Origin of the sequence: Micromonospora sp. NPDC005173, from assembly GCF_040608515.1 — a bacterium.
In the GTDB taxonomy this organism is placed as follows: domain Bacteria; phylum Actinomycetota; class Actinomycetes; order Mycobacteriales; family Micromonosporaceae; genus Micromonospora.
In genome coordinates this window covers 189474-210230 of record NZ_JBEXIK010000008.1, presented here as the reverse complement: position 1 = coordinate 210230, position 20757 = coordinate 189474, and the positions used below count along the sequence as shown (strand labels likewise).

20 protein-coding genes and 1 pseudogene are annotated in these 20757 nt (G+C 72.9%); 6 read left to right on the top strand and 15 right to left on the bottom strand.

Translation table 11 applies throughout. From position 1 onward, the window contains the following. The 4 genes from ABZV00_RS13025 to trpC form a co-directional block, all read right to left on the bottom strand. Window positions 1-938 (bottom strand): ISL3 family transposase (locus ABZV00_RS13025; protein WP_355605129.1); only part of this gene is annotated, 938 nt, incomplete at its 3' end. A gap of 240 nt (window positions 939-1178) precedes the next feature. Beyond that, a complete protein-coding gene (gene trpA, locus ABZV00_RS13020) occupies window positions 1179-1982 on the bottom strand; it encodes a tryptophan synthase subunit alpha (protein WP_355605127.1) in 804 nt (267 codons plus the stop codon). A gap of 1 nt (window position 1983) precedes the next feature. Further along, a complete protein-coding gene (trpB, locus tag ABZV00_RS13015) occupies window positions 1984-3222 on the bottom strand; it encodes a tryptophan synthase subunit beta (RefSeq protein WP_328418834.1) in 1239 nt (412 codons plus the stop codon). Window positions 3223-3258: 36 nt separating this feature from the next. Beyond that, entirely contained in the window at window positions 3259-4062 is an 804-nt protein-coding gene (gene trpC, locus ABZV00_RS13010; protein WP_252418487.1) for an indole-3-glycerol phosphate synthase TrpC, read from the bottom strand. A 485-nt stretch (window positions 4063-4547) separates the two neighbouring features. Between trpC and ABZV00_RS13005 the strand changes: the two genes are divergently transcribed. Continuing rightward, on the top strand, window positions 4548-4817 hold the full coding sequence (locus ABZV00_RS13005; protein WP_355605125.1) for a hypothetical protein: 270 nt from the start codon (window positions 4548-4550) through the stop codon (window positions 4815-4817). Window positions 4818-4889: 72 nt separating this feature from the next. Here the strand turns inward: ABZV00_RS13005 and ABZV00_RS13000 are convergent, their stop codons facing one another. From ABZV00_RS13000 to ABZV00_RS12980, 5 genes and pseudogenes are all read right to left on the bottom strand, one after another. Continuing rightward, window positions 4890-5501 carry a Trp biosynthesis-associated membrane protein gene (locus tag ABZV00_RS13000; RefSeq protein ID WP_355605123.1) on the bottom strand — a complete coding sequence of 204 codons (612 nt, stop codon included), beginning with the start codon at window positions 5499-5501 and terminating at the stop codon, window positions 4890-4892. Further along, window positions 5498-7051 (bottom strand): anthranilate synthase component I, encoded by a 1554-nt coding sequence (locus tag ABZV00_RS12995; RefSeq protein ID WP_355605121.1) that lies wholly within the window; start codon window positions 7049-7051, stop codon window positions 5498-5500. The genes ABZV00_RS13000 and ABZV00_RS12995 overlap by 4 nt, the downstream gene beginning before the upstream one ends. Continuing rightward, window positions 7048-7482, bottom strand: coding sequence for a phosphoribosyl-AMP cyclohydrolase (hisI, locus tag ABZV00_RS12990; RefSeq protein WP_355605151.1), 435 nt, complete (start codon window positions 7480-7482; stop codon window positions 7048-7050). The genes ABZV00_RS12995 and hisI overlap by 4 nt, the downstream gene beginning before the upstream one ends. 180 nt (window positions 7483-7662) lie before the next feature. Continuing rightward, window positions 7663-7986: pseudogene (locus ABZV00_RS12985) on the bottom strand (phosphoribosyl-AMP cyclohydrolase); the annotation flags it as partial. Between the two features lie 432 nt (window positions 7987-8418). Further along, window positions 8419-8811 carry a MerR family transcriptional regulator gene (locus ABZV00_RS12980; protein WP_355605117.1) on the bottom strand — a complete coding sequence of 131 codons (393 nt, stop codon included), beginning with the start codon at window positions 8809-8811 and terminating at the stop codon, window positions 8419-8421. 109 nt (window positions 8812-8920) lie between these two features. Here ABZV00_RS12980 and ABZV00_RS12975 point away from each other — a divergent pair, with 109 nt between their 5' ends. From ABZV00_RS12975 to ABZV00_RS12965, 3 genes are all read left to right on the top strand, one after another. Further along, on the top strand, window positions 8921-9667 hold the full coding sequence (locus ABZV00_RS12975; protein ID WP_328418839.1) for an ABC transporter ATP-binding protein: 747 nt from the start codon (window positions 8921-8923) through the stop codon (window positions 9665-9667). Next, window positions 9664-10419 carry an ABC transporter permease gene (locus ABZV00_RS12970; RefSeq protein ID WP_355605113.1) on the top strand — a complete coding sequence of 252 codons (756 nt, stop codon included), beginning with the start codon at window positions 9664-9666 and terminating at the stop codon, window positions 10417-10419. The genes ABZV00_RS12975 and ABZV00_RS12970 overlap by 4 nt, the downstream gene beginning before the upstream one ends. A gap of 70 nt (window positions 10420-10489) precedes the next feature. Further along, entirely contained in the window at window positions 10490-11086 is a 597-nt protein-coding gene (locus ABZV00_RS12965; protein ID WP_328418841.1) for a TetR family transcriptional regulator, read from the top strand. Here ABZV00_RS12965 and ABZV00_RS12960 read toward each other — a convergent pair whose 3' ends face one another. From ABZV00_RS12960 to ABZV00_RS12935, 6 genes are all read right to left on the bottom strand, one after another. Then, entirely contained in the window at window positions 11087-12283 is a 1197-nt protein-coding gene (locus ABZV00_RS12960; protein WP_355605110.1) for an FAD-dependent oxidoreductase, read from the bottom strand. It lies immediately after the preceding gene. 96 nt (window positions 12284-12379) lie between these two features. After that, complete coding sequence (gene sigJ, locus ABZV00_RS12955; RefSeq protein ID WP_355605108.1) at window positions 12380-13324, bottom strand: RNA polymerase sigma factor SigJ; 945 nt, start codon at window positions 13322-13324, stop codon at window positions 12380-12382. A gap of 33 nt (window positions 13325-13357) precedes the next feature. Continuing rightward, window positions 13358-14017, bottom strand: coding sequence for a GNAT family N-acetyltransferase (locus tag ABZV00_RS12950; protein ID WP_355605105.1), 660 nt, complete (start codon window positions 14015-14017; stop codon window positions 13358-13360). Window positions 14018-14243: 226 nt separating this feature from the next. Next, a complete protein-coding gene (locus tag ABZV00_RS12945; RefSeq protein ID WP_355605102.1) occupies window positions 14244-14993 on the bottom strand; it encodes a DUF2470 domain-containing protein in 750 nt (249 codons plus the stop codon). Between the two features lie 97 nt (window positions 14994-15090). Continuing rightward, on the bottom strand, window positions 15091-16872 hold the full coding sequence (locus ABZV00_RS12940) for an ABC transporter ATP-binding protein (RefSeq protein ID WP_355605099.1): 1782 nt from the start codon (window positions 16870-16872) through the stop codon (window positions 15091-15093). 115 nt (window positions 16873-16987) lie between these two features. Next, window positions 16988-18874 (bottom strand): ABC transporter ATP-binding protein, encoded by a 1887-nt coding sequence (locus tag ABZV00_RS12935; RefSeq protein ID WP_355605096.1) that lies wholly within the window; start codon window positions 18872-18874, stop codon window positions 16988-16990. A 174-nt stretch (window positions 18875-19048) separates the two neighbouring features. Here ABZV00_RS12935 and ABZV00_RS12930 point away from each other — a divergent pair, with 174 nt between their 5' ends. Both ABZV00_RS12930 and ABZV00_RS12925 read left to right on the top strand, forming a co-directional pair. Beyond that, on the top strand, window positions 19049-19678 hold the full coding sequence (locus ABZV00_RS12930) for a TIGR03085 family metal-binding protein (protein WP_355605093.1): 630 nt from the start codon (window positions 19049-19051) through the stop codon (window positions 19676-19678). Between the two features lie 127 nt (window positions 19679-19805). Beyond that, complete coding sequence (locus ABZV00_RS12925; RefSeq protein ID WP_355605090.1) at window positions 19806-20753, top strand: terpene synthase; 948 nt, start codon at window positions 19806-19808, stop codon at window positions 20751-20753. Window positions 20754-20757 lie beyond the last annotated feature (4 nt).

Genomic DNA, 20757 nt, shown 5'->3' with positions numbered 1-20757 from the left:
CATGCTCGGTGCAGGCGGGGGTGGGTCTTGGCGATCCAGGCGAGTTTGGCCTGCTGGGCGTCGGTGAGGTTCTGCGGGTTTTTCCACAACGCCCAACGGGTGTTCTTCAACATCCGGGCCTCACCAACGGCGACGCCGCGACGACCGGCCCCTCGACCTGCGGCTTCGTTCCAGACCTGACGGCGAACCCGATCCACGGCGTCGCTGGCCCAGGCGACCACGTGGAACGGGTCAGCGCATCGGACTGCTCGGGGGCACTGGCGCCGGACCACCGTGGTGATCCAATCGGCGCCGTCAGCGGACACATGAGTGATCGCGGCGGCGCGGCCGGGACCGAGCAGGTCGAAGAACGCGTGCAACGTGGCCGCGCTCTTGCCGGGCGCGGCCCAGACCAGCCGACCGCTGTCATGATCGACGACCACTGTCAGATACCGGTGGCCCTTCTTGTAACTGACCTCATCAATACCGATCCGGCGTAACCCGTCATAGCGATCCGTCACGGCACCGGTGTCGGCCCAGACCCGGGCCACGATCGCCCCGACCGTGCGCCACCCGATCCGCATCAGCCGCGACACCGCGGACTTCGCCGTATGCACCGCCAACCACGCCACCGTCGCGTCGAACGCCCGCGTATGCCCCGCCCCATGACGAGCCCACGGCACCGCCGCGACCACCACACCATGATCCGGACACGACACCCGCGGCGCGTCGGCCTCAACCACCGCCCGCACCGCACCCAGATCCAACGCCCGCCACCGCCGCCGGGCACCAGCGTCATAGCCGACACACCGCCGCCCGCAATGCGGACACCGCCGCCGCGCACCCCGACACACCCGCACCCGAGCCACCAACAACGACTCAGCCTGATCGAACTCGACACCCTCAACAACCGCCTGCTCGACCCCGAACAGCACAGCCCAGACCCTGGCAGAACGCATGCCGTTGCTCCGTCACCAAGTTTTCGCACTTTCGCAGGTCGAAAACTCCAACGGAACAACGGCATGCGCCGTCACCAGCCCCCACCACCACCCACTAACACGACACAAGACCCATAAATATGACTCACAGGTATCACCCTCAAAAGACAGACATGCCCGGTGCGCGCCACGCCGGACGGTTGATCCTGAGCCGCACGGACCACAGCGCGAGACAGCGGGTCAGGGTGCCGAGCGCCAGCCTCAGCGGGTGGGGGTTCGGACGCCCTCGGCGAGTTCGGCGCTGAGGGTGCGCAGGGCGGCCAGCCCTTCGGCCTCGGAGGGCGCGTCGAGCATGCAGCGGACGAGCGCGCTGCCGACGATCACTCCGTCGGCGTACCCGGCGACGGTGCCGGCCTGCGCGCCGGTGCCCACGCCCAGACCGACGCCGACCGGCAGGTCGGTGACCGCGCGGACCCGGGAGACCAGCGTCGGTGCGGCGTCGGAGGTACGTGCTCGGGCCCCGGTCACCCCCATCACGGCGGTGGCGTAGACGAAGCCCCGGCAGTGCCCCACGGTCATCGCCACCCGGGCGTCGGTGGACGACGGCGAGACCAGGAAGGTCCGGTCCAGCCCGTGCGCGTCCGAGGCGGCCAGCCACTCGTCCGCCTCGTCGGGGATGAGGTCCGGGGTGATCAGGCCGGTCCCGCCTGCGGCGGCGAGATCGCGAGCGAACACGTCCACGCCGTAACGCTCGATCGGGTTCCAGTAGGTCATGGTGACCACCGGCGCACCGGTGGCCGCGACCGCCTCGATGATGCGCAGCGTGTCCGCCGTACGCACGCCGCCGGACAGCGCGATGTCACTGGCCTTCTGAATGACCGGCCCGTCCATCACCGGGTCGGAGTACGGAATCTCCACCTCGATGACGTCGACCCCGGCCTCGACCATGGCGGTCATCGCCGCGATGCTGCCGTCGACGGTCGGGAACCCGGCCGGCATGCAGCCGACCAGCAGCGCCCGCCCGTCGGCCCGTGCCTTGTCGAAGGCCACCCCGATCCGGCTCATCTCACCGCTCCTTGTCGAGGATGCCGAAGTAGTCACCGGCGGTGTGCACGTCCTTGTCGCCCCGCCCGGAGAGGTTGACCACGATGGTGGGCTCCCGGCCCAGCTCGGCGGCGAGCTTCGGGGCCAGCGCGACGGTGCCGGCGAGCGCGTGCGCGCTCTCGATCGCCGGGATGATCCCCTCGGTGCGGCAGAGCAGCTCGAACGCGGCCATCGCCTCGTCGTCGGTGACCGGCAGGTAGTTGGCCCGGCCGGTGTCGTGCAGCCAGGCGTGCTCGGGCCCGACACCGGGGTAGTCGAGGCCGGCGGAGATCGAGTGCGACTCCAGCGTCTGCCCGTCGGCGTCCTGCAGGACGTAGGTGCGGGCGCCGTGCAGCACCCCGGCCGACCCGCCGGTGATGCTGGCCGCGTGCCGGCTGGTGGTCACCCCGTCGCCGCCGGCCTCGAAGCCGTACAGCCGCACGTCCGGGTCGCCCACGAAGGCGTGAAAGATGCCCAGCGCGTTCGAGCCGCCGCCGACGCAGGCGGTGACCGCGTCCGGCAGCCCGCCGGTCAGGTCGAGGCACTGCTGGCGGGCCTCGTCACCGATGCCCCGGACGAAGTCACGGACCATCGCCGGGAACGGGTGCGGCCCGGCGGCGGTGCCGATCAGGTAGTGCGTCTCGTCGACGTTGGCCACCCAGTCGCGCATCGCCTCGTTCATCGCGTCCTTGAGGGTGCGCGAGCCGGTGGTGACCGGAACGACGGTGGCGCCGAGCATCCGCATCCGGGCCACGTTGAGCGCCTGCCGCTCGGTGTCGACCTGGCCCATGTAGACCACGCACTCCAGGTCGAACAGGGCGGCGGCGGTCGCGGTGGCCACGCCGTGCTGACCTGCCCCGGTCTCCGCGATCACCCGGGTCTTGCCCATCCGCTTGGTGAGCAGCGCCTGGCCGAGCACGTTGCGCACCTTGTGCGCACCGGTGTGGTTGAGGTCCTCGCGCTTGAGCAGCACCCGCGCGCCGACCTTCGCCGAGAACCGCCGGGCCTCGTAGAGCAGCGACGGCGTGCCGGCGTAGTCGCGCAGCAGCGCGCCGAACTCGGCCCGGAAGGACTCGTCCGTCATCGCCGTACGCCACGCCCCGTCGAGCTCGTCCAGCGCGGCCACCAGGGCCTCGGGCACGAACCGACCGCCGAAGCGGCCGAAGTGGCCGGCGGAGTCGGGCTGCGAGCCGGCCACCGGGGCCAGCGCGTCGGCGCTCATCGGAGATCCTCTCAGTGGGGCGTCACCGGCGCGGGGTCAGCGCACCGGCCGGGGCGTTGCGGGGTGGTTGCCGGCGTTGACCAACTCGGCGACCGCCTCGCGGGGGCTCTTCTGGGTGACCAGGCCCTCGCCGACGAGGACCGCGTCCGCGCCCGCGGAGGCGTACCGGATCAGGTCGTGCGGGCCACGCACGCCAGACTCGGCGATCTTGACGACGCTGCTGGGCAAGCCGGGCGCGATCCGCTCGAAAACCGACCGGTCGACCTCCAGGGTACGCAGGTCACGGGCGTTGACCCCGATCACCTGCGCGCCGGCCTCCAGGGCGCGGTCGGCCTCTTCCTCGTCGTGCACCTCGACCAGCGCGGTCATGCCCAGCGACTCGATCCGCTCCAGCAGGCCCGTCAGCACGTTCTGCTCGAGCGCGGCGACGATCAGCAGCACCAGGTCGGCGCCGTGCGCACGCGCCTCGTGCACCTGGTAGCTGGAGACCACGAAGTCCTTGCGCAGCACCGGCACGGTGACCGCGGCCCGGACGGCCGCCAGGTCGTCCAGCGAGCCGCCGAACCAGCGCCCCTCGGTGAGCACGCTGATCGCCCGCGCCCCGCCGGCCGCGTAGTCGACGGCGAGGTCGGCCGGATCGGCGATCTCGGCCAGCCGGCCCTTGGACGGCGAGGAACGCTTCACCTCGGCGATCACGGCCACGCCGGGCTTGCGCAACGCCGCGTACGCGTCCAGCGGCGGCGGCGCCGCCGCTGCCAGTTCACGGATCCGCTCCAGCGGAACCTGTTCCTGGCGTCGGGCGACGTCCTCACGCACGCCGGCCAGGATCTCGTCGAGCACGCTTACGGACGCGGCCTGACCGGCCTCGTCCCCCTCCGCGTGCGCATGCTCAGCAGTCACCAGCGGACTCCCCTCTCCGGGTGTCATGGGCCGATGCTAGGGGCAGCCGGCCGACGCCGGGCGCCGGGGGTATGGCGCTGCTCACCAAAAGGGCTGCGGCATAATGGCCGACTTGCCGTGAACGGTATGTCACGCAGTGCCACCTCCGGTATCGACCGCCGTCGCGCGACGGGTGCCCGGCGACCCCGTCGAAGCGGGCCGATCCACCGATCATGCCATCGGCACGGGATCGATGCCGGATGACAGCGATGTCGGTCGATGCTGTGAGCAAGCTCAAGGCCGAACGGCCAGTGCCTGGTCGCGGCCGAGGCGGGACAGTTGACCGGGCGGTCACCCCGGCGAAACGTCGGCGGGTCAGCATCGTCCTCGGGCAGACTCGATGGCGCGCCTGCCCGACCGTCGCCAATTCCTTGTGCGGGGTGACCATGAGTATCACCGAGCCGAGCCCGAGCATCGGGCTGACCACCATCTCGCGGACCGTCGCGTCGCTCGCCGTCGGGGTGGTGCACACGCTGGAGCGGGCCGTGGTCGGCGAGGGACGGATGCGGACCGCGCGCGGCAACGCCTGGGAGGCGGTCTGCGCCGACCGGGCCCGCGCGGACCAGCGCGCCGAACTGAACCGCCTGGTGGCCGAGCTGACCGCCGCCCGCGCCGCCGCCCGCCGCCAGCAGCGGGAGCGTCAACCGGTCGGCTGACAGCCGTGCCGGCGGTCGGGGTCACCAGCAGCCCAGCCCGCCGCCCGTCGCGCCGGCCGGCGTTCGGGCGGATCAGCCGGCAGTCGGGTCCTCGCCCCGGTCCAGCGCGTCCCACGCCTCCGTGGTCCGCCGCCCGGCCATCGGGCCGGCCGGACCGTCCGCGGGCTGCGCACTCTCCGTGATGGTCCGTGTCGGCCGCTCGTACCGGGCGCCCATCGCCGGCCAGCCACCACCGCGCAGCGCCGTCCACCCGCCGCCCGCCGCGGCCAGCAGGCCGCCGACCAGGCAGAGCGCCGGCCACTGCCGGCTCACCACGCCGTCGAGGTCAGCGACCAGCCCGTACCCGCCACCGGTTGCCACGGCCAGGCCGAGCACCCCGAGCAGCACGCCGAGCAGTCGTCGCAGCCGGCCCCGGGTGGCCAGCACCGCGCCGCCGCCGGCCAGCGTGACCAGGGCCAGCGCCGGCAGCCAGGGCAGCAGTGCGGCTCCGCTGCGGGCGTCGCGCACCGGCGGCAGCGGTGCCGGCCGCACCGTCAACTCGATCGACCAGCTCCGGGTCGCTGCCCAGAGCGCCAGGCCCGCGCCGGCCAGGCAGAGCAGCACGGCGTACGTCAACTGACGCCGTCCCGCCGCGGCCCGGGCGCCCGATTCCGGCCGGTCCTGTGGTTGCGCTGTCGTGCTCACCGGGCCGGCCGCAGCGTCTCGGCGGCAGCGATGGCGGCCAGCACGGCGGCGGCCTTGTTGCGGGTCTCCTGATCCTCGGCGGCCGGGTCCGAGTCGGCGACCACCCCCGCGCCGGCCTGCACGTAGGCGCGGCCGTCGCGGATGAGCGCGGTCCGGATGGCGATCGCCATGTCCAGGTCGCCGCCGAAGCCGAAGTAGCCGACCGTGCCGCCGTAGACGCCACGGCGAACCGGCTCCAGCTCCTCGATGATCTCCATGGCCCGCACCTTGGGCGCGCCGGAGAGCGTGCCGGCCGGGAAGGTCGCGGCGAGCGCGTCGAACGCGCTGCGGTCGTCACGCAGCGTGCCGGTCACGGTGGAGACGATGTGCATCACGTGGCTGTACCGCTCGATGGTGGCGAACTCGGGAACCTCCACGCTGCCCGGCCGGCAGACCCGGCCCAGGTCGTTGCGGCCCAGGTCGACCAGCATCACGTGCTCGGCCCGTTCCTTCGGGTCGGCGAGCAGTTCGGCGGCGAGCCCGGCGTCGGCGGCCGCGGTTTCGCCGCGCGGCCGGGTGCCGGCGATCGGGTGCAGCAACGCCCGCCGCTCCCCGTCCGCGCCGGCGGTGACCTTGAGGTGCGCCTCCGGGGACGAGCCGACGATGTCGAACCCGTCGAAGCGCAGCAGGTACATGTACGGGCTGGGGTTGCTGGTGCGCAGTACCCGGTAGACGTCCAGCGGGTCGGCGTGGGTGGGCCGTTCGAAGCGCTGGGAGAGCACGATCTGGAAGCACTCGCCGGCTCGGATCGCCTCCTTGGCCGCCTCCACCGCCTTCGGGTAGCCGCCGTCGGGGGTACGACAGAGCACCTCACCGGCCGGCGGGCGTTCGACCGTGGAGATCATTGGCGGGATGGGCCGGGACAGCGCGGTGGTCATCGCGTCGAGTCGGCCCACGGCGTGGTGGTACGCGGCGGCGACCTGCGCGACGCGGTCCGGGGCGTCCAGCGGCGGCAGCACCGCGTTGGCGACCAGGATCGCCGAGCCGTCGTAGTGGTCGAGCACCACCAGGTCGGTGGCGAGCATCATGCCCAGCTCCGGCACGCCGAGGTCGTCCTCGGTCAGGTCGGGCAGCCGCTCGAAGCGGCGGACCAGGTCGTAGCCGAGGTAGCCGACCATGCCCCCGGTCAGTGGTGGCAGCCCGCTGGAAGGGTCCCCGACCGGGCCGGCCAACGCCTCGACGGTCTCCCGCAGCACCCGCACCGGGTCACCCTCGGTGGGCAGCCCGGCCGGCGGCTGGCCGAGCCAGGTCGCCACGCCGTCCCGCTCGACGAGAGTGGCGCTGCTGCGTACCCCGATGAACGAGTACCGCGACCAGGCCATGCCGGCCGAGCCGACACCCTGTTCGGCCGACTCCAGCAGGAACGTGCCGGGCCCGCCGGCCAGCTTGCGGTAGACCCCGACCGGGGTCTCGGCGTCGGCCAGCAGCCGACGGGTGACCGGCACCACCCGCCAGTGCGCGGCCAGCTCGGTGAAGGTGGCCAGGTCGGGGCTCACCGCGCCGTCGGTCATGGTCGGGCCTCCGGGCTGGTGACCGGCAGCTCGGTGAAGAAGCACGTCGGGTGTCCGGTGTGGCAGGCGGCGCCGACCTGGTCGACGCTCACCAGCAGCGCGTCCCCATCGCAGTCGAGCGCGACCGAGCGGACGTACTGGTGGTGCCCGGAGGTGGCGCCCTTGACCCAGTACTCGCGCCGGCTGCGCGACCAGTAGGTGGCCCGGCCGGTGGTGAGGGTGCGGTGCAGCGCCTCGTCGTCCATCCAGGCGACCATCAGCACTTCGCCGGAGTCGTGCGCGCGGACCACGGCGGCGACCAGACCGTCGGCGGTGCGGCGCAACTGGGCCGCGATGGCCGGGTCGAGCCGGGACGGACGGGCCGGCACGGGCGCGGCCGGGCCGGTCGGATCGCTGGGGACGCCGGTCACCGGCGCGTCAGGTACAGGCACAGTGACCCATTGTCCCGCACGCGGCGCGGGCACCGGCGACGGCTCCCGGTGGGGTCGCGGTGGATCGCCGGCGGGTCGGGCCAGTTGGGCCACGTAGCGGTCCAGCCGGCCGTCGACCAGGGCGTCGGCCAGGTCCGTGCCGGCCACCTCAACGATCTCCTCGGCGTACGGGCGGATCAACGGCAGCGTGCCGGTGACCAACCGGACGGCGGCGGCCCACAGCTGCCCGGTGGCGCCCGGACGCAGCCCGAGGCAGAGCAGCATGTCCTCCCGGTAGCCGGGCGGGGCGATCGGCAGCTCCAGGGCCGCCGCGAAGGCAGCCCGGCGAGAGAAGACCCGTACCGACGGGTTGGCCGGGCGCAGCACCGAGGGGCAGAGCCGGGCCAGGTCGGCCACGGCGAGCCGTACCCCGAGGCGGTCGCTGGCGGCCCAGGCGGCGGCGGCCTTACCCAGCGTGGCGATCAGCTCCTCCAGCCGGGGCGGTTCGGCGGGCTGGCGGAGCACCGGCAGGTCGATGCGGGGCCGCCAGTGCGGGTCGGCCCAGAGCAGTCGCGCCGGTGCGGTGACCGGCAGCCCGAACGCCCAGTCGGCCGGCTCGCCGAGCCGGTGCACCCAGGAGCGGACGTCCAGGGCGGCCACCGACACGTGGGTGAGCCGGCCGGCGGACTCGGCCAGGTACGCCCGTCGGGCCGCGTACGGGGAGCCGCCGACCAGGACGTCGAGGTCGACGTCGCTGTGCGCGGTGGCGGCGCGCCGGGCGTGACTGCCGCGCAGCAGGATGCCGACGACCGGCCGCTCGGCGGCCTGCCGCAACCGCGCGGCCCAGTCCTCGAGAAACCCGCTGTCCGGTAACGGAGGGTGACCCACCGCGCCATCGTGCCGTACGCCCGATCGGCGCGCAATGCCCGTTGCCGGACCTGGTGTCCGGTCCGAAGGCTACTGCCCGTTCTCCAGCTCGGCGCGGCGGTAGGCGTCGATCTTGTGGTTGAGCACGGTGAGGTCCTCCTCCAGCTCGGCCATCCGGCTCAGCACCCGGGCCCGGTGCGCCTCGAACAGCGCCCGCCGGGCACCGAGGGTGCGGTCGCCCTGTCGGGCCAGCTCGGCGTAGCGACGCATGTCGCGCACCGGCATCCCGGTGCGGCGCAGCCGGGTGAGCAGGAACAACCAGCTGACATCGCCGGCGGTGTATCGGCGACGCCCGGCGGCGTCCCGGCCGACCGGCGCGACCAGCCCCTCCTGCTCGTACCAGCGCAGCGTGTAGGTGGTGAGGCCGACCCGTTCGGCGGCCTCACCGACGGTCAGGGTCATTTCTCTGGTGCTGACGTCCACGCCACCCAGGCTTCCAGCTCGAGTGCACTCGAAGTCAACCGTTGCGTGAACGCGGGTATCTCATCTAGCGTTGAGTTCAACAGTTGATGAGTTCCGCGGGAGGTGCGCGATGGACGACGCGATAGCGGTCCGCGACCTGGTGGTCGACCGGGGCGGGCGACGGGTGCTGGACGGCATCAGCTGCGCCGTCGCGCGCGGCGCCGTCACGGGGCTGCTGGGCCCCAGCGGCAGCGGCAAGACGACGTTCATGCGCGCGGTGGTCGGGGTGCAGGTGGTCACCAGCGGAACAGTCACCGTGCTGGGCCAACCGGCCGGCTCGCCCGCGCTGCGACACCAGGTGGGCTACCTCACCCAGGCGCCGAGCGTCTACGCCGACCTGACCGTGCGGGAGAACGCTCGGTACTTCGCGGCCCTGCACCGGCGGGGGCGCGCCGAGGCCGACCGGGCGATCAGCGACGTCGGGCTGGCACAGGCGGCCAACCAACTGGTCGGCACCCTCTCCGGCGGCCAGCGCAGCCGGGCCTCCCTGGCCTGCGCCCTGGTCGGTGAGCCGGAGCTGGTCATCCTCGACGAGCCGACCGTCGGTCAGGACCCGGTGCTGCGGGCCGATTTGTGGGCCCGGTTCCACGCGATGGCCGCGGCCGGGACCACCCTGCTGGTGTCCAGCCACGTGATGGACGAGGCGGCCCGCTGCGACCGGCTGCTGCTGATCCGGGAGGGGCGGCTGATCGCCGACGACAGCCCCGCCGCGATCCGCGCCGCCGCCGGCGTGGACGACCTCGACGAGGCGTTCCTGCGGCTGATCCGGGCCGGGGCGACGAGCTCCACCGGCTCGCGAACCGGAGGAGTGTCATGAACCCGCGGATCCTGGCGGCCACCACCGGCCGCATCCTGCGTCAGCTCCGGCACGACCGGCGCACCATCGCGCTGCTCGTGGTGGTGCCGTCCGTCCTGCTCACGCTGGTCTACTTCATGTACGCCGACCAGCCGAGCCCGCCCGGCCAACCGTCGGCGTTCGACCGGATCGCACTGGTGATGCTCGGCATCTTCCCCTTCGTGATCATGTTCCTGGTGACCAGCATCGCCATGCTCCGCGAGCGCACCTCGGGCACCCTGGAGCGGCTGCTCACCACGCCGCTGGGCAAGCTCGACCTGCTCTTCGGCTACGGCATCGCGTTCGGGCTGGCCGCCGCCGTGCAGGCCGCGGTCGCCGCCGGGGTGGCGTACTGGATCTTCGACCTGGACACCGCCGGCAGCAGCGGGCTGGTGATCGGGATCGCGGTGATCGACGCGGTGCTCGGTGTCGCCCTCGGGCTGTTCTGCAGTGCCTTCGCCCGCACCGAGTTCCAGGCCGTACAGTTCCTGCCGGTCGTGGTGGTCCCCCAACTGCTGCTCTGCGGGCTGTTCGTGGCCCGCGACCAGATGGCCGGCTGGCTCCAGGCGCTCAGCGACGCCTTCCCCCTCTCGTACGCCATCGAGGCGTTGCAGGAGGTCGGTGCCAACGCCGAGCCGACCGGCAGGATGTGGCGGGACGTGGCGGTGGTGCTCGGCGCGGTGGTGCTGGCGCTGGTGCTCGCGGCGGCCACCCTGCGCCGGCGCAGCGGCTGACCGATCGCGGCCGACGACCGCCGGGGCGAAGGGCCCCGGCGGCGCCCGGCGGACGAGACGAGGGGCGACGATGACGCGGCGGACCGGCCGACGACCTGGCAACCCGGACACCCGGGAGGCGATCCTCGACGCGGCGCGGACGGCGTTCTCCGAGCGCGGCTTCGACGCGGCCTCGATCCGCGCCATCGCCGGCACCGCCGGGGTGGATCCGGCGCTGGTGCACCACTACTTCGGCAGCAAGGACCAGCTCTTCCTCGCGGCGATGAACTTTCCGGTCGACCCGGGGGAGGTGGTGCCGAAGGTGCTCGCGGGCGGCCAGGACGGCATCGGCGAGCGGCTGGTCCGCACCTTCCTCGGCGTCTGGGACTCCCCGGCCGGCACCGCCGGGGTGGCGCTGCTGCGCTCGGCGGTGAGCAACGAGTGGACCGCGAAGCTGCTACGCGAGTTCATCACCACGCAGGTGCTGCGCCGGGTGCTCGACCAGCTCGACGTCGACCTGGTCGAGCTGCCGCTGCGCGGTTCGCTGGTCGCCACCCAGCTGATCGGGTTGGCCATGATGCGGCACGTGATCCGGTTGGAGCCGGTGGCGTCGGCCGACCCGGAGACGCTGGCCGTGGCCATCGGCCCAACCCTGCAGCGGTACCTGACCGGGCCGCTGCCGACCTAGCTAGGCCAGCTCCTTGACGGCCGGGCCCGCCGTGACTCGCTCCCGCGTGACCCGGCGGCGCCGGGTTGGCAGCCCGAGCGCCGGGTTGGCGACACCCCAGGCGGCGCCCTTGCAGATCAGCTCCTTGTAGACGGCGGCGAGCCGTCCGGTCAGGGCCGCCGACACGGCGCGGTCGTCGGCGGTGACGTACTGGATCACGCCCTCCTTGCGGCCGAGCGAGATGCACTGGTTGAGGTAGCGGAGCGGCGCGTTCGGGAGCTTCCCGCCGGTCAGCCGCGCCGCGATCGAGTCGGCAGCCTGCCACGCCATCGGCGTGCCCGAAGCGCACGACATCCGGAGCGGCTTGTTTCCTGCGCCGATCGCGAAGGCCGCGTCACCGATGGCGTAGACGTCCGGGTGCGAGACCGAGCGCATGGTCCCGTCGACCACGATCTGACCGGTGCTGGTGACCTCCAGGGAGGTCTCCTTCGCGATCGGGTGGACCGCGAAACCGGTGGTCCATACGGTGACCGAGGCCGGGATGGCATTTCCGTCGGCGGTGGTGACGTGGCCGGCTTCGACGCCGGTGACGGCGGCATGTTCGTGCACGGTGATCCCGAGTTTGCCGAAGACCTTCCGCAGGTGACCGCGGCCCTTGGTCGAAAGCCAGTCGCCGAGGCCTCCGCGGGCGGCGAGGGCGACGTCGAGGTCCGGGCGGGCCTCAGCGATCTCGGTCGCGGCCTCCAAGCCGGTGAGTCCGCCGCCGACGACGACCACGGTCTGTCCGGCGTCGAGGCCGGCCAGGCGCTCGCGCAGCCGGAGTGCTCCGGGGCGGCTGGCGATCTCGTACGCGTGCTCGGCGGTCCCGGGGACGCCCTGAGCGTTCCAGCCGCTGCCGAGGGCGTAGACGAGCGTGTCGTAGGCGAGTTGCCCGGCGCCGTTCGCGTCGATGACGCCGACGGTCTTGCGATCGACGTCGACGCCGGTGACCCTCGCCACCCTGAATTCGACACCGGTGCCCGCGAACATCTCACCGAAGGGCCGGGGCTTGAGGGTCTGGCCGGTGGCGAGCTGGTGCAGGCGGACGCGCTCGACGAAGTCGGGCTCGGCGTTGACGAGGGTGATGGCGACCTCCTCGCGGTGGAGCCGCTTGGCGAGGCGCCCGGCGGCGATGGCTCCGGCGTATCCGGCGCCGATGACGACGATGCGGTGCTGCATGTCCGTGCTCCTGTCTGACGAGATTCGCCACTTGAACCGGGCGGTCCGCCGTTTGCTGACAGGCAGGAGCGTGATGTGAAGCACCTCACACGAGGGTCAGAACGCCTCGAACAGCGGTCGTCCGTGGTCAGAGGCCGCAAACCGCTCGGTCGCGCGCTCCAGCTTGTCGGGGTTGACCTGGCTACGGACGGCGGCGACGCCCTCGGCGGTGACCTGCAGGCACATGACGCCGACGACCCGGCCGTCCACGACGGCCACGGCGGCGGGATCACCGTTGGCGGTCCAGGCGTAGACACCGGGCGAGCCGCCGACCACGGCCCGCTTGGCGGCGGCGGGTTTGAACAGTCCCCACAGGAACCGCGCGACCGCGTGGGCTCCCTCGAACGCCTTGGCGCGAGCCGGAACCTTTCCGCCGCCGTCGCCGATCGAGATCGCGTCCGCGGTGAGCAGCCGCACGAGCGGCCCGGTCTGGCCGCTGGTGGCGGCAGCCAGGAACTCCTCGACGATCCGCCGGGCGGCAACCCCGTCAATCTCGGTACGGGTCTTGCCGTCCGCGACGTGCTTCTTCGCGCGATGGAGGATCTGCTGGCAGGCGGTCTCGGTGATGTCGAGGATCTCGGCGATCTCCCGGTGCGGGTAGTCGAAGGCTTCCCGCAGCACGTACACGGCCCGCTCCTTGGGGGACAAGCGCTCCATGAGGGTGAGGACCGCGTACGAGACCGATTCGCGCTGCTCGGCGGTGTCGGCCGGGCCGAGCATCGGGTCCCCGGCGAGCAGCGGCTCGGGAAGCCACTGGCCCACATAGGTCTCGCGCCGCGCCCGCGCGGAGGTGAGCTGGTTGAGGCACAGGTTGGTGAGCACCTTGGTCAGCCAGGCTTCAGGCACCTCGATACGTGCGACATCGGCGGCCTGCCAGCGTAGGAACGTCTCCTGCACGGCGTCCTCGGCCTCCGTGGCGGAGCCGAGAAGCCGGTACGCGATGGCCTCCAGACGATGCCGGGAGCCCACGAACCGGTCGACGTCGTCCGAGGCCATGGGCATGGCTCCGATCCTAGGCGAGTCGGTGGCAGACGGTTACGCACGCTTCCGCATGACGGTGGGTAGGAGCAGCGCCTCGGCTCCGACCGGTCGGAAGCCGGCAGCGTGGAACGCGCGGATGCTGCGCGCGTTGCCCGCGGCCTGCTGCGACCAGACCGGTTCTCCGGCCGGTACGAGGTGGCGGGCGGCAACGGCCAACGCGCGGCCCAGCCCTTGGTGGCGTGCCTGCTGGTCCACCTCGATCGCGGTCTCCCAGCGGCCCGCTACCCCGCGACCGAGGATGACGAGCCCGCCGTCGGCGGCCCAGACGCGCACGTCGTCCCGACGCAGACGTGCTCTAACCACCCGGGGGTGGTCCGGGTCGGCTATTTCGCGCAGCCGTACTGGTGGCTCTCCAGCCAGCGATGTCGCCACTGTCAGCAGGTCGATGGTGTCGGTGGATCGGCCGGTGCGATCGAGCAACGCGGTGAGGAAGCGTGGGTTCATCGTGGCTGCCAGCTCGTCACAGGCGAGGTCGGCCACGATCGTGTGCACCCAATGCGGATCTTCGTCGGTGAACACCACTGAGTGCGCGGTGAAAGCGATCACCCCGGCATCCCGTCGGTTGGGTTGCGGGATCACCGTCGTGCCACCGTCTGGCGGTGGGAACCGCCCGCCAGCCGCCGCGTCCAGAATCTCCGCCAGTGTCTGGCCCATGCCGTTGGCTCCTCCCGATGCTTCCCGAGCCGGTCGCTGATGGCCACGACGCGGTCATCGACCCGCACGTGTCATCGTCGCTGAGTACGCAACCGTGGCAGACGCCACCGTGGGCACGGTGGCCGTGCCGATTGCGGCAAGGGGCCGAGGCCGAGTGTGAACGCGGTGATGCTCAGATGGCCCGCGCCCAGGGCCGCTCTCCGGCCACTTCCAGTGCCTGCCGGGCTCAGTACGGCGGGCGGGCCTCGGCCGGGAGGCGCAGCGACGGCAGCAGGCCGGCCAGCTCGTCCGGGTCGGCCACCGGGCCCGGGAAGGCCAGCCGGACCCGCCGCCGGGCGCCGGGGCGGCCGAGGATGACCACCAGCCCGTAGCGGTCGATGCGCACCACCCGAGGCGGCCCGTCGGGCGTCTGCTCGGTCAGCCCGAGCTGCCGGCGCAGGTACTCGGTCACCTGCGAAGCGTCGCGCTCGGCGAGGTCGGCCAGCAGCCGCGCCTCGACCGGGTGCACCGGGTCCGGCTCGGCCTCGGCGTACTCCCCCGGGTCGATCCGCTGCACGACACCGGCACGCTCCCAGCGAACCTCGACCACCTCGAAGCGGAACAGCCGGAACCGGACGCCCAGGTCGAGCAGGTCGCCGGTCGGGTCCACCACGGCGAAGTCAACCGCCGCGCTGCGGGCCTCGGCGCCGTGCAGCTCGGCGGCCCAGCCCGAGACCCAGGCACGGCCCAGGCCCGGGGCGCCGGCCGCGGGCGGCAGGTCGAGCACGTCGAGGACCACCGCCACGTCGCCACCCCCGGCGACCGGTCGCAGCGCGGCGGCCAGGTGACTGGCCACCGGCACCAGGAGCAGCACCCGGCCGTCCGGATCGGTCACGTGCCGGGCGTGGTGCGGGCCCGGCCGATGGGCCAGATGGACGAGACCGGGCAGCCGGCCGGCGACGAGGGTACGAACGATCTCGGCGGGGCTGGGCCGCATGGGCGCGACCTCCTTCAGAGGTTAGGCTTACCTAACCGGAGCGTAGAGCACGCGGCCGACGGCGTCCACCGTCTCGGCGCAGGTGGACGCCGGTCCGTTACCGGGTCTGCTCCAGCCACGAGGCGTACAGCAGGCCGTAGATCGAATCGGGGTCGCGAACCAGTTCGTCGTGCGGGCCGCGCTGCACGATCCGCCCCCGGTCCACCACGATCACCTCGTCGGCGGCCTGCGCCGTGGAAAGCCGGTGCGCGATCGCCAAGGTGGTCCGGCCCCGGGTCACCGCATCCAGGGTGCGTTGCAACCGCACCTCCGTCGCCGGGTCAACCGCGCTGGTCGCCTCGTCCAGCACCAGCAGGTCCGGGTCGGCCACGTACGCCCGGGCCAGCGCGACCAACTGCCGCTCCCCCACGCTGAGCGCCTCCCCGCGCTCGCCGACCGGAGTGTTCAGGCCAGCCGGCAGGCCGTCCAGCCAGTCCGCCAGGCCCAGCTCGGTGAAGGCGGCGCCGAGCTGCTCGTCGGTCAGCTCCGGCCGGGCGAACCGGACATTGTCCCCCACTGTCGCGTCGAACAGGAACCCGTCCTGCGGCACCATCACCACCCGCGAACGCAGCGAGTCGAACCGGACCTCCGCCAGCGGAACCCCGGACAGCAGCACCGCGCCCGCCGACGGATCCATCAGCCGGGTGAGCAGCTTGGCGAACGTGGTCTTGCCGCTGCCGGTCTCGCCGACCACCGCCACCCGACTCTTCGCCGGGATCTCCAGGTCGATGTCCTGCAACACCGGCGGGCCACCGGGATAGGCGAACCGCACCCCGGCGAACCGGATGTCCAGCGGCCCGCCCGGCAGGTCCCGCCCCTGCTCCCCCGGGTCAGCCACGTCCGGAGCGACATCCAGCACGTCCAGCACCCGACGCCAGCCCGCGATCGCGTTCTGCGCCTCGTTGAGCACCTCGGTGGCGATCTGCACCGGCTGGATGAAGAGCGTCACCAGGAAGAGGAACGCGGTCAGCTGGCCGATCGACAACGTGCCGTCCACCCCCAGCGTCACCCCGAGCACCACCACGCCGGCCAGCGCCACCCCAGCCGCCAGCTCACCAACCGAGCTGCCCACGATGCTGATCCGGATCGCCCGCTGCTGCGCCAGGCGCTGGCTGTCGATGGCGTCGTCCAGCCGCCGCGCGGTCCGGCCCGCGATGCCGTACGACCGGATCACCGGCGCGCCCACCACGCTCTCGCCGATCGCGCCGAGCAGCGTGCCGGTGCGCTGACGCACCGTCGCGTACGCCGCGCCGAGGCGGCGCTGCAACTGCCGGATGATGAACACCGCCGGCAGGAACGCCACCAGCACCACCAGGGTCAACTGCCAGGAGTACGCGAGCATGACGATCGTGGTGACCACCAACTGGCCGAGGTTGACCAGCAGGATCACCCCACCCCACTGGAGGAACTGGGTGATCTGGTCGACGTCGCTGGTCACCCGGGAGACCAGCGAGCCACGCCGCTCCGACTGCTGGTGCAGCATCGACAGGTCGTGCACGTGCCGGAACGCCCGGGTCCGCACGTTGGCCAGCGCCGTCTCGCTGACGGTGAACAGCCGGCGCATCATCAGGTAGCCGCAGAGCGTGGTGACCGCGAGGATCGCCGCGGTGATCACCGCCACCGACCAGACCACGTCCAGGTTCAGGCCACCGACGATGCCGCGGTCGATGCCCTGCTGCACGGCGACCGGTACGGCCACCCGGCCGACCATGTAAACGAGCGCCAGGGCCAGCGTGCCGGCCAGCCCGGTCCGCAGCTCCGGCGAGAGCGCCAACCCCCGGCGCAGGGTCTGCCAGGTCGTCTCCACCCGCTCTGCCCGCTCATCAGTCTGCGCGCTCACCGGGCCAACCTTTCGTTCGCGACTGCGGGGCTCCGCTTCGCTGCACTCCTCGCGCTCACCGGGGCTGACCTTTCGTTCGCGACTGCGGGGCTCCGCTTCGCTGCACTCCTCGCGCTCACCGGTCCACCTCGATCTCCAGGCCCGACGGCAGCGGGGCGACCTCTTCGTCGTCGTACGAGCGCTCCTGCGCGCGCTCGACCTCCGCCTGCTCGTAGGCGGTCACCAGGTCGGCGTAGCCGGGCACGGTGGCCAGCAGCTCGGTGTGCGTACCCCGGGCCACCACCCGTCCCTGCTCCACGTAGATGACCTCGTCGGCCATCGCGATGGTGGCCCGGCGGTACGCCACCACCAGGATCGACGCGGCCGACACTCCCGGCTGGGACGCCGACGAGCGCAGCCCGGCCAGGATGGCCGCCTCCACCCGGGGGTCCACGGCGCTGGTCGCGTCGTCGAGCACCAGCAGGCGCGGCCGGCCGGCCACCGCGCGGGCCAGGGTGAGCCGCTGCCGCTGGCCGCCGGAGAGCGAGGTGCCCCGCTCGCCGACCATGGTGTCCAGCCCGTCGGGCAGCGCCGCCACGAACCCGTCCGCCTCGGCGAGCCGCAGCGCCGCCCAGACGTCCTCGTCGTCGATGCCCGGCCGGTCGAGGGCGATGTTGGCCCGGACCGTGTCGTCGAAGACGAACGGCACCTGGGCGACCAGGGCCACCGTGCCGGCGAGCGACGCGGCGGTCAGCTCGCGCACGTCCACCCCGTCCAGCTCGACGGTGCCGGCGTCCGGATCGACCAGTCGCACCGCCAGCGAGGCGATGGTGGACTTGCCGGCGCCGGTCGGGCCGACCAGAGCCACCGTCCGCCCGGCGGGCACCGTGAAGCCGACCTCGCCGAGCACCTGCGCACCGGGCTGGTGCGCCTCGGCGGGCGGGTACGAGAAGTGCACGTCGGTGAAGGTGAGGGCGGCCGGGCCCGGGGTGGCCGGGTCGAGAACCACCCGCCCGTACGGCATCTCGCCGGTCGCGTCGAGGACCCGGCGGACCCGGTCCCAGCCGGCGACGCTGCGCGGCAGCTCGGCCAGCACCCAGCCGATGGCCCGCACCGGGAAGGCCAGCACGGTGAAGAGGAAGGCCACGCTGACCAGCTCCGTGACGCTGATCGCGCCCTGCCGCAGCCGGAACGCCCCGACCACCAGCACGGCCAGGGTGCCGAGGCTGGGCAGCGTCTCCAGCAGCGGGTCGAAGACGCCGCGCAGCCGGCCGACCGCGATCAACGCGTCACGCAGCTCACCGGCCCGACCGGCGAACCGGGCGGTCTCCTGCGCCTCGCGGCCCATCGTCTTGACCACCAGGGCACCGTCGAAGCTCTCGTGGGCGATCCCGCTGACCTCGGCGCGCAGCCGCTGAGCCCGGGCCTGCCGGGGCGCCATCCGGCGGGAGTAGACCACGTTGAGCGCGAACAGCGCGGGGAAGACCGCGAGGCCGACCAGGGCCAGCGCCCAGTCGGTGGCGAACAGCGAGACGATCGCGCCGACCAGCATCACCAGCGTGCCGACCGCGAAGGGCAGCGGCGCGATCGGGTACCAGGCCGCCTCCACGTCGGAGTTGGCGTTGGAGAGCAGGGTGCCGGTGGCGTTGCGGTGGTGCCAGGACAGCGGCAGGTCCAGGTAGCGGCGGGTGACGCGGCGGCGGTAGGCCGCCTGGAGGCGGTACTGCATGTAGCCGGCGCCGAGTCGGCGGCCGAAGATCCCCACCACCCGCAGCACGCTGATCCCGAACAGCGCGACCGCGGCCAGCGCCAGGGTGCCGGTGGCCACCTCGCCGCGGGCGATGGCCGGTACCACCACGTCGCCGACGACCCCGCCGACCACGTACGCGCTGACGATGACCATCGCGCCGAACAGCACGCTGCCGACCACCGCCACCGTGAAGATCCGTGGCTGCTCCCGGATCGCCTGCCGGAGAACCCCCAGCCCTCGGCCGAGCACATCCCGACTTGTCTTGCTCGCCACGCTCTCCCCCGCCGTAAGCCGCAATTATCTCCCTCATCCTTACCGGTCCGGACCACCCCCGCCGACTCGGACCGGATATGTCGACCGTCACGTACCGGACGGCGGGACCGGCTCGACGTCGACGCGAGATCCGCCGGCGCGCGCTCACGGGCCCCCGGGCCTACCATCGGGGCCATGCCGCGGTATGCCCGAGCCGAGCGCCAAGCGCTGGCCGACCTCATGCTGGCCCTCGGGCCGGACGCTCCGACGATCAACGAGGGCTGGGCCACCCGTGACCTCGCCGCGCACCTGGTGCTGCGGGATCGCCGCCCGGACGCGGCCAGCGGCCTCGTGCTGGCGCCGCTGCGTGGGTACGCCGAACGGGTCCGTCTCCGGCTCGCCGCCCAGCCCTATCCCGAGCTGGTGGCGCAGGTGCGCCGGCCGCCGGTGTGGAGCCCGGTCAGCAACCCGGTGACCGACGAACTGGCCAACACGCTGGAGTTCTTCATCCACCACGAGGACGTGCGGCGGGCCGGCTCGGGATGGCTGCCGCGCGAGCTGTCGCCCGGCCTGCAGGCCGCGCTCTGGAAGCGGGCCGCCCCGATGGCCCGGCTGGCGCTGCGCCGCTTCCCTGCGGACCTGTACGTGCAGGCGCCCGGGCACGGCGAAATCTCGGTCGGCCGCGGCGGTGAGCCGCTGCGGGTGGTCGGCGCCCCGGCCGAGCTGGCCCTGTTCCTCTCCGGCCGGCAACGGGTGGCCCGCGTCCAGTTGGACGGCCCGGCCTCCTCCGCGCAGCAGCTGCGTAACGCCAGCCTGGGCATGTAACTTTCTGTGCCTGATCGGTCACTTTCCCGGTGCGGAACGACCCGCACCCAACGATCCAGACCGATCCCTACTCCCGTACTCTTCACCGCGCCGTTCCGCGCCGGGGCGGCACGAGTGGGGGCGGACGATGCGGAGTTTCGCGATCTCGGCGCTGGAGGAGCCCCCCTTCGCGGCGGGGTGCCATGAGGCCACGGATCGGGTGGCGAGCGAGAGCGTCGAGTGGGCGCGCGTGTTCGGGCTGGTCGATTCCGGACACCGAGTTCACCGGCTGCAACGGGCGGATGCCGCCGGCCTGGCCGGCCGGGCCTGCCCGGACGGGCCGGTGGACGGGTTACGGCTGCTCACCGACCTGATCTCCTGGCTCTTCGTGATGGACGACGCCTGCGACGAGGACGGCCTCGGCACCGACCCGAGCCGGCTGGCACCGGCGATCGGCACCCTGCTCGACGTGCTGGACCGGTGCGGTGACCCGGACATCATGCCGCCCGCCGTTGGGCCGCTGGGTGACGCGCTGCACGACCTGTGCCGCCGCGCCCGGGCGCAGGGCCACCCGGCACTGCTGCTGCGGTTCGTCAGCCAGTTGCGGGAGTACCTGCTGGCGCTGCTCTGGGAGGCGACCAACCGGGAGCGCCGGCGGGTGCCCGAGGTGGCGGAGTACGTCCAACTGCGCCGACACATCGGCGGCGTGCACCCCTGCCTCACCCTGACCGACCTCGCGTCGAAGGAGCCGCCCGGGTCGGCCCGACGCGCCGATCCGACGCTGCTCACCCTGGACCTGCTGGCGGTCGACCTGATCTGCTGGTGCAACGATCTCTTCTCCTACGGCAAGGAGAGCCAGGTCGACCCGGACGCGCACAACCTGGTGACGGTGATCGCCCAGGAGAGCGGCTCGGACGAGGCGGACGCCCTGCGGGCGGCGGCGGACCGGTTCAACCGAGGGCTGGCGGCGTACCTGACCGTGGAGGAAGCGCTGCTGGCCGGCGGGGACGACGGGTTGCGCCCCGCGCTCGCCGCCCGGCGCAACTGGGTCCGGGCCACCTACGACTGGTCACTCGTGGCCGCCCGGTACGCCTGATCTG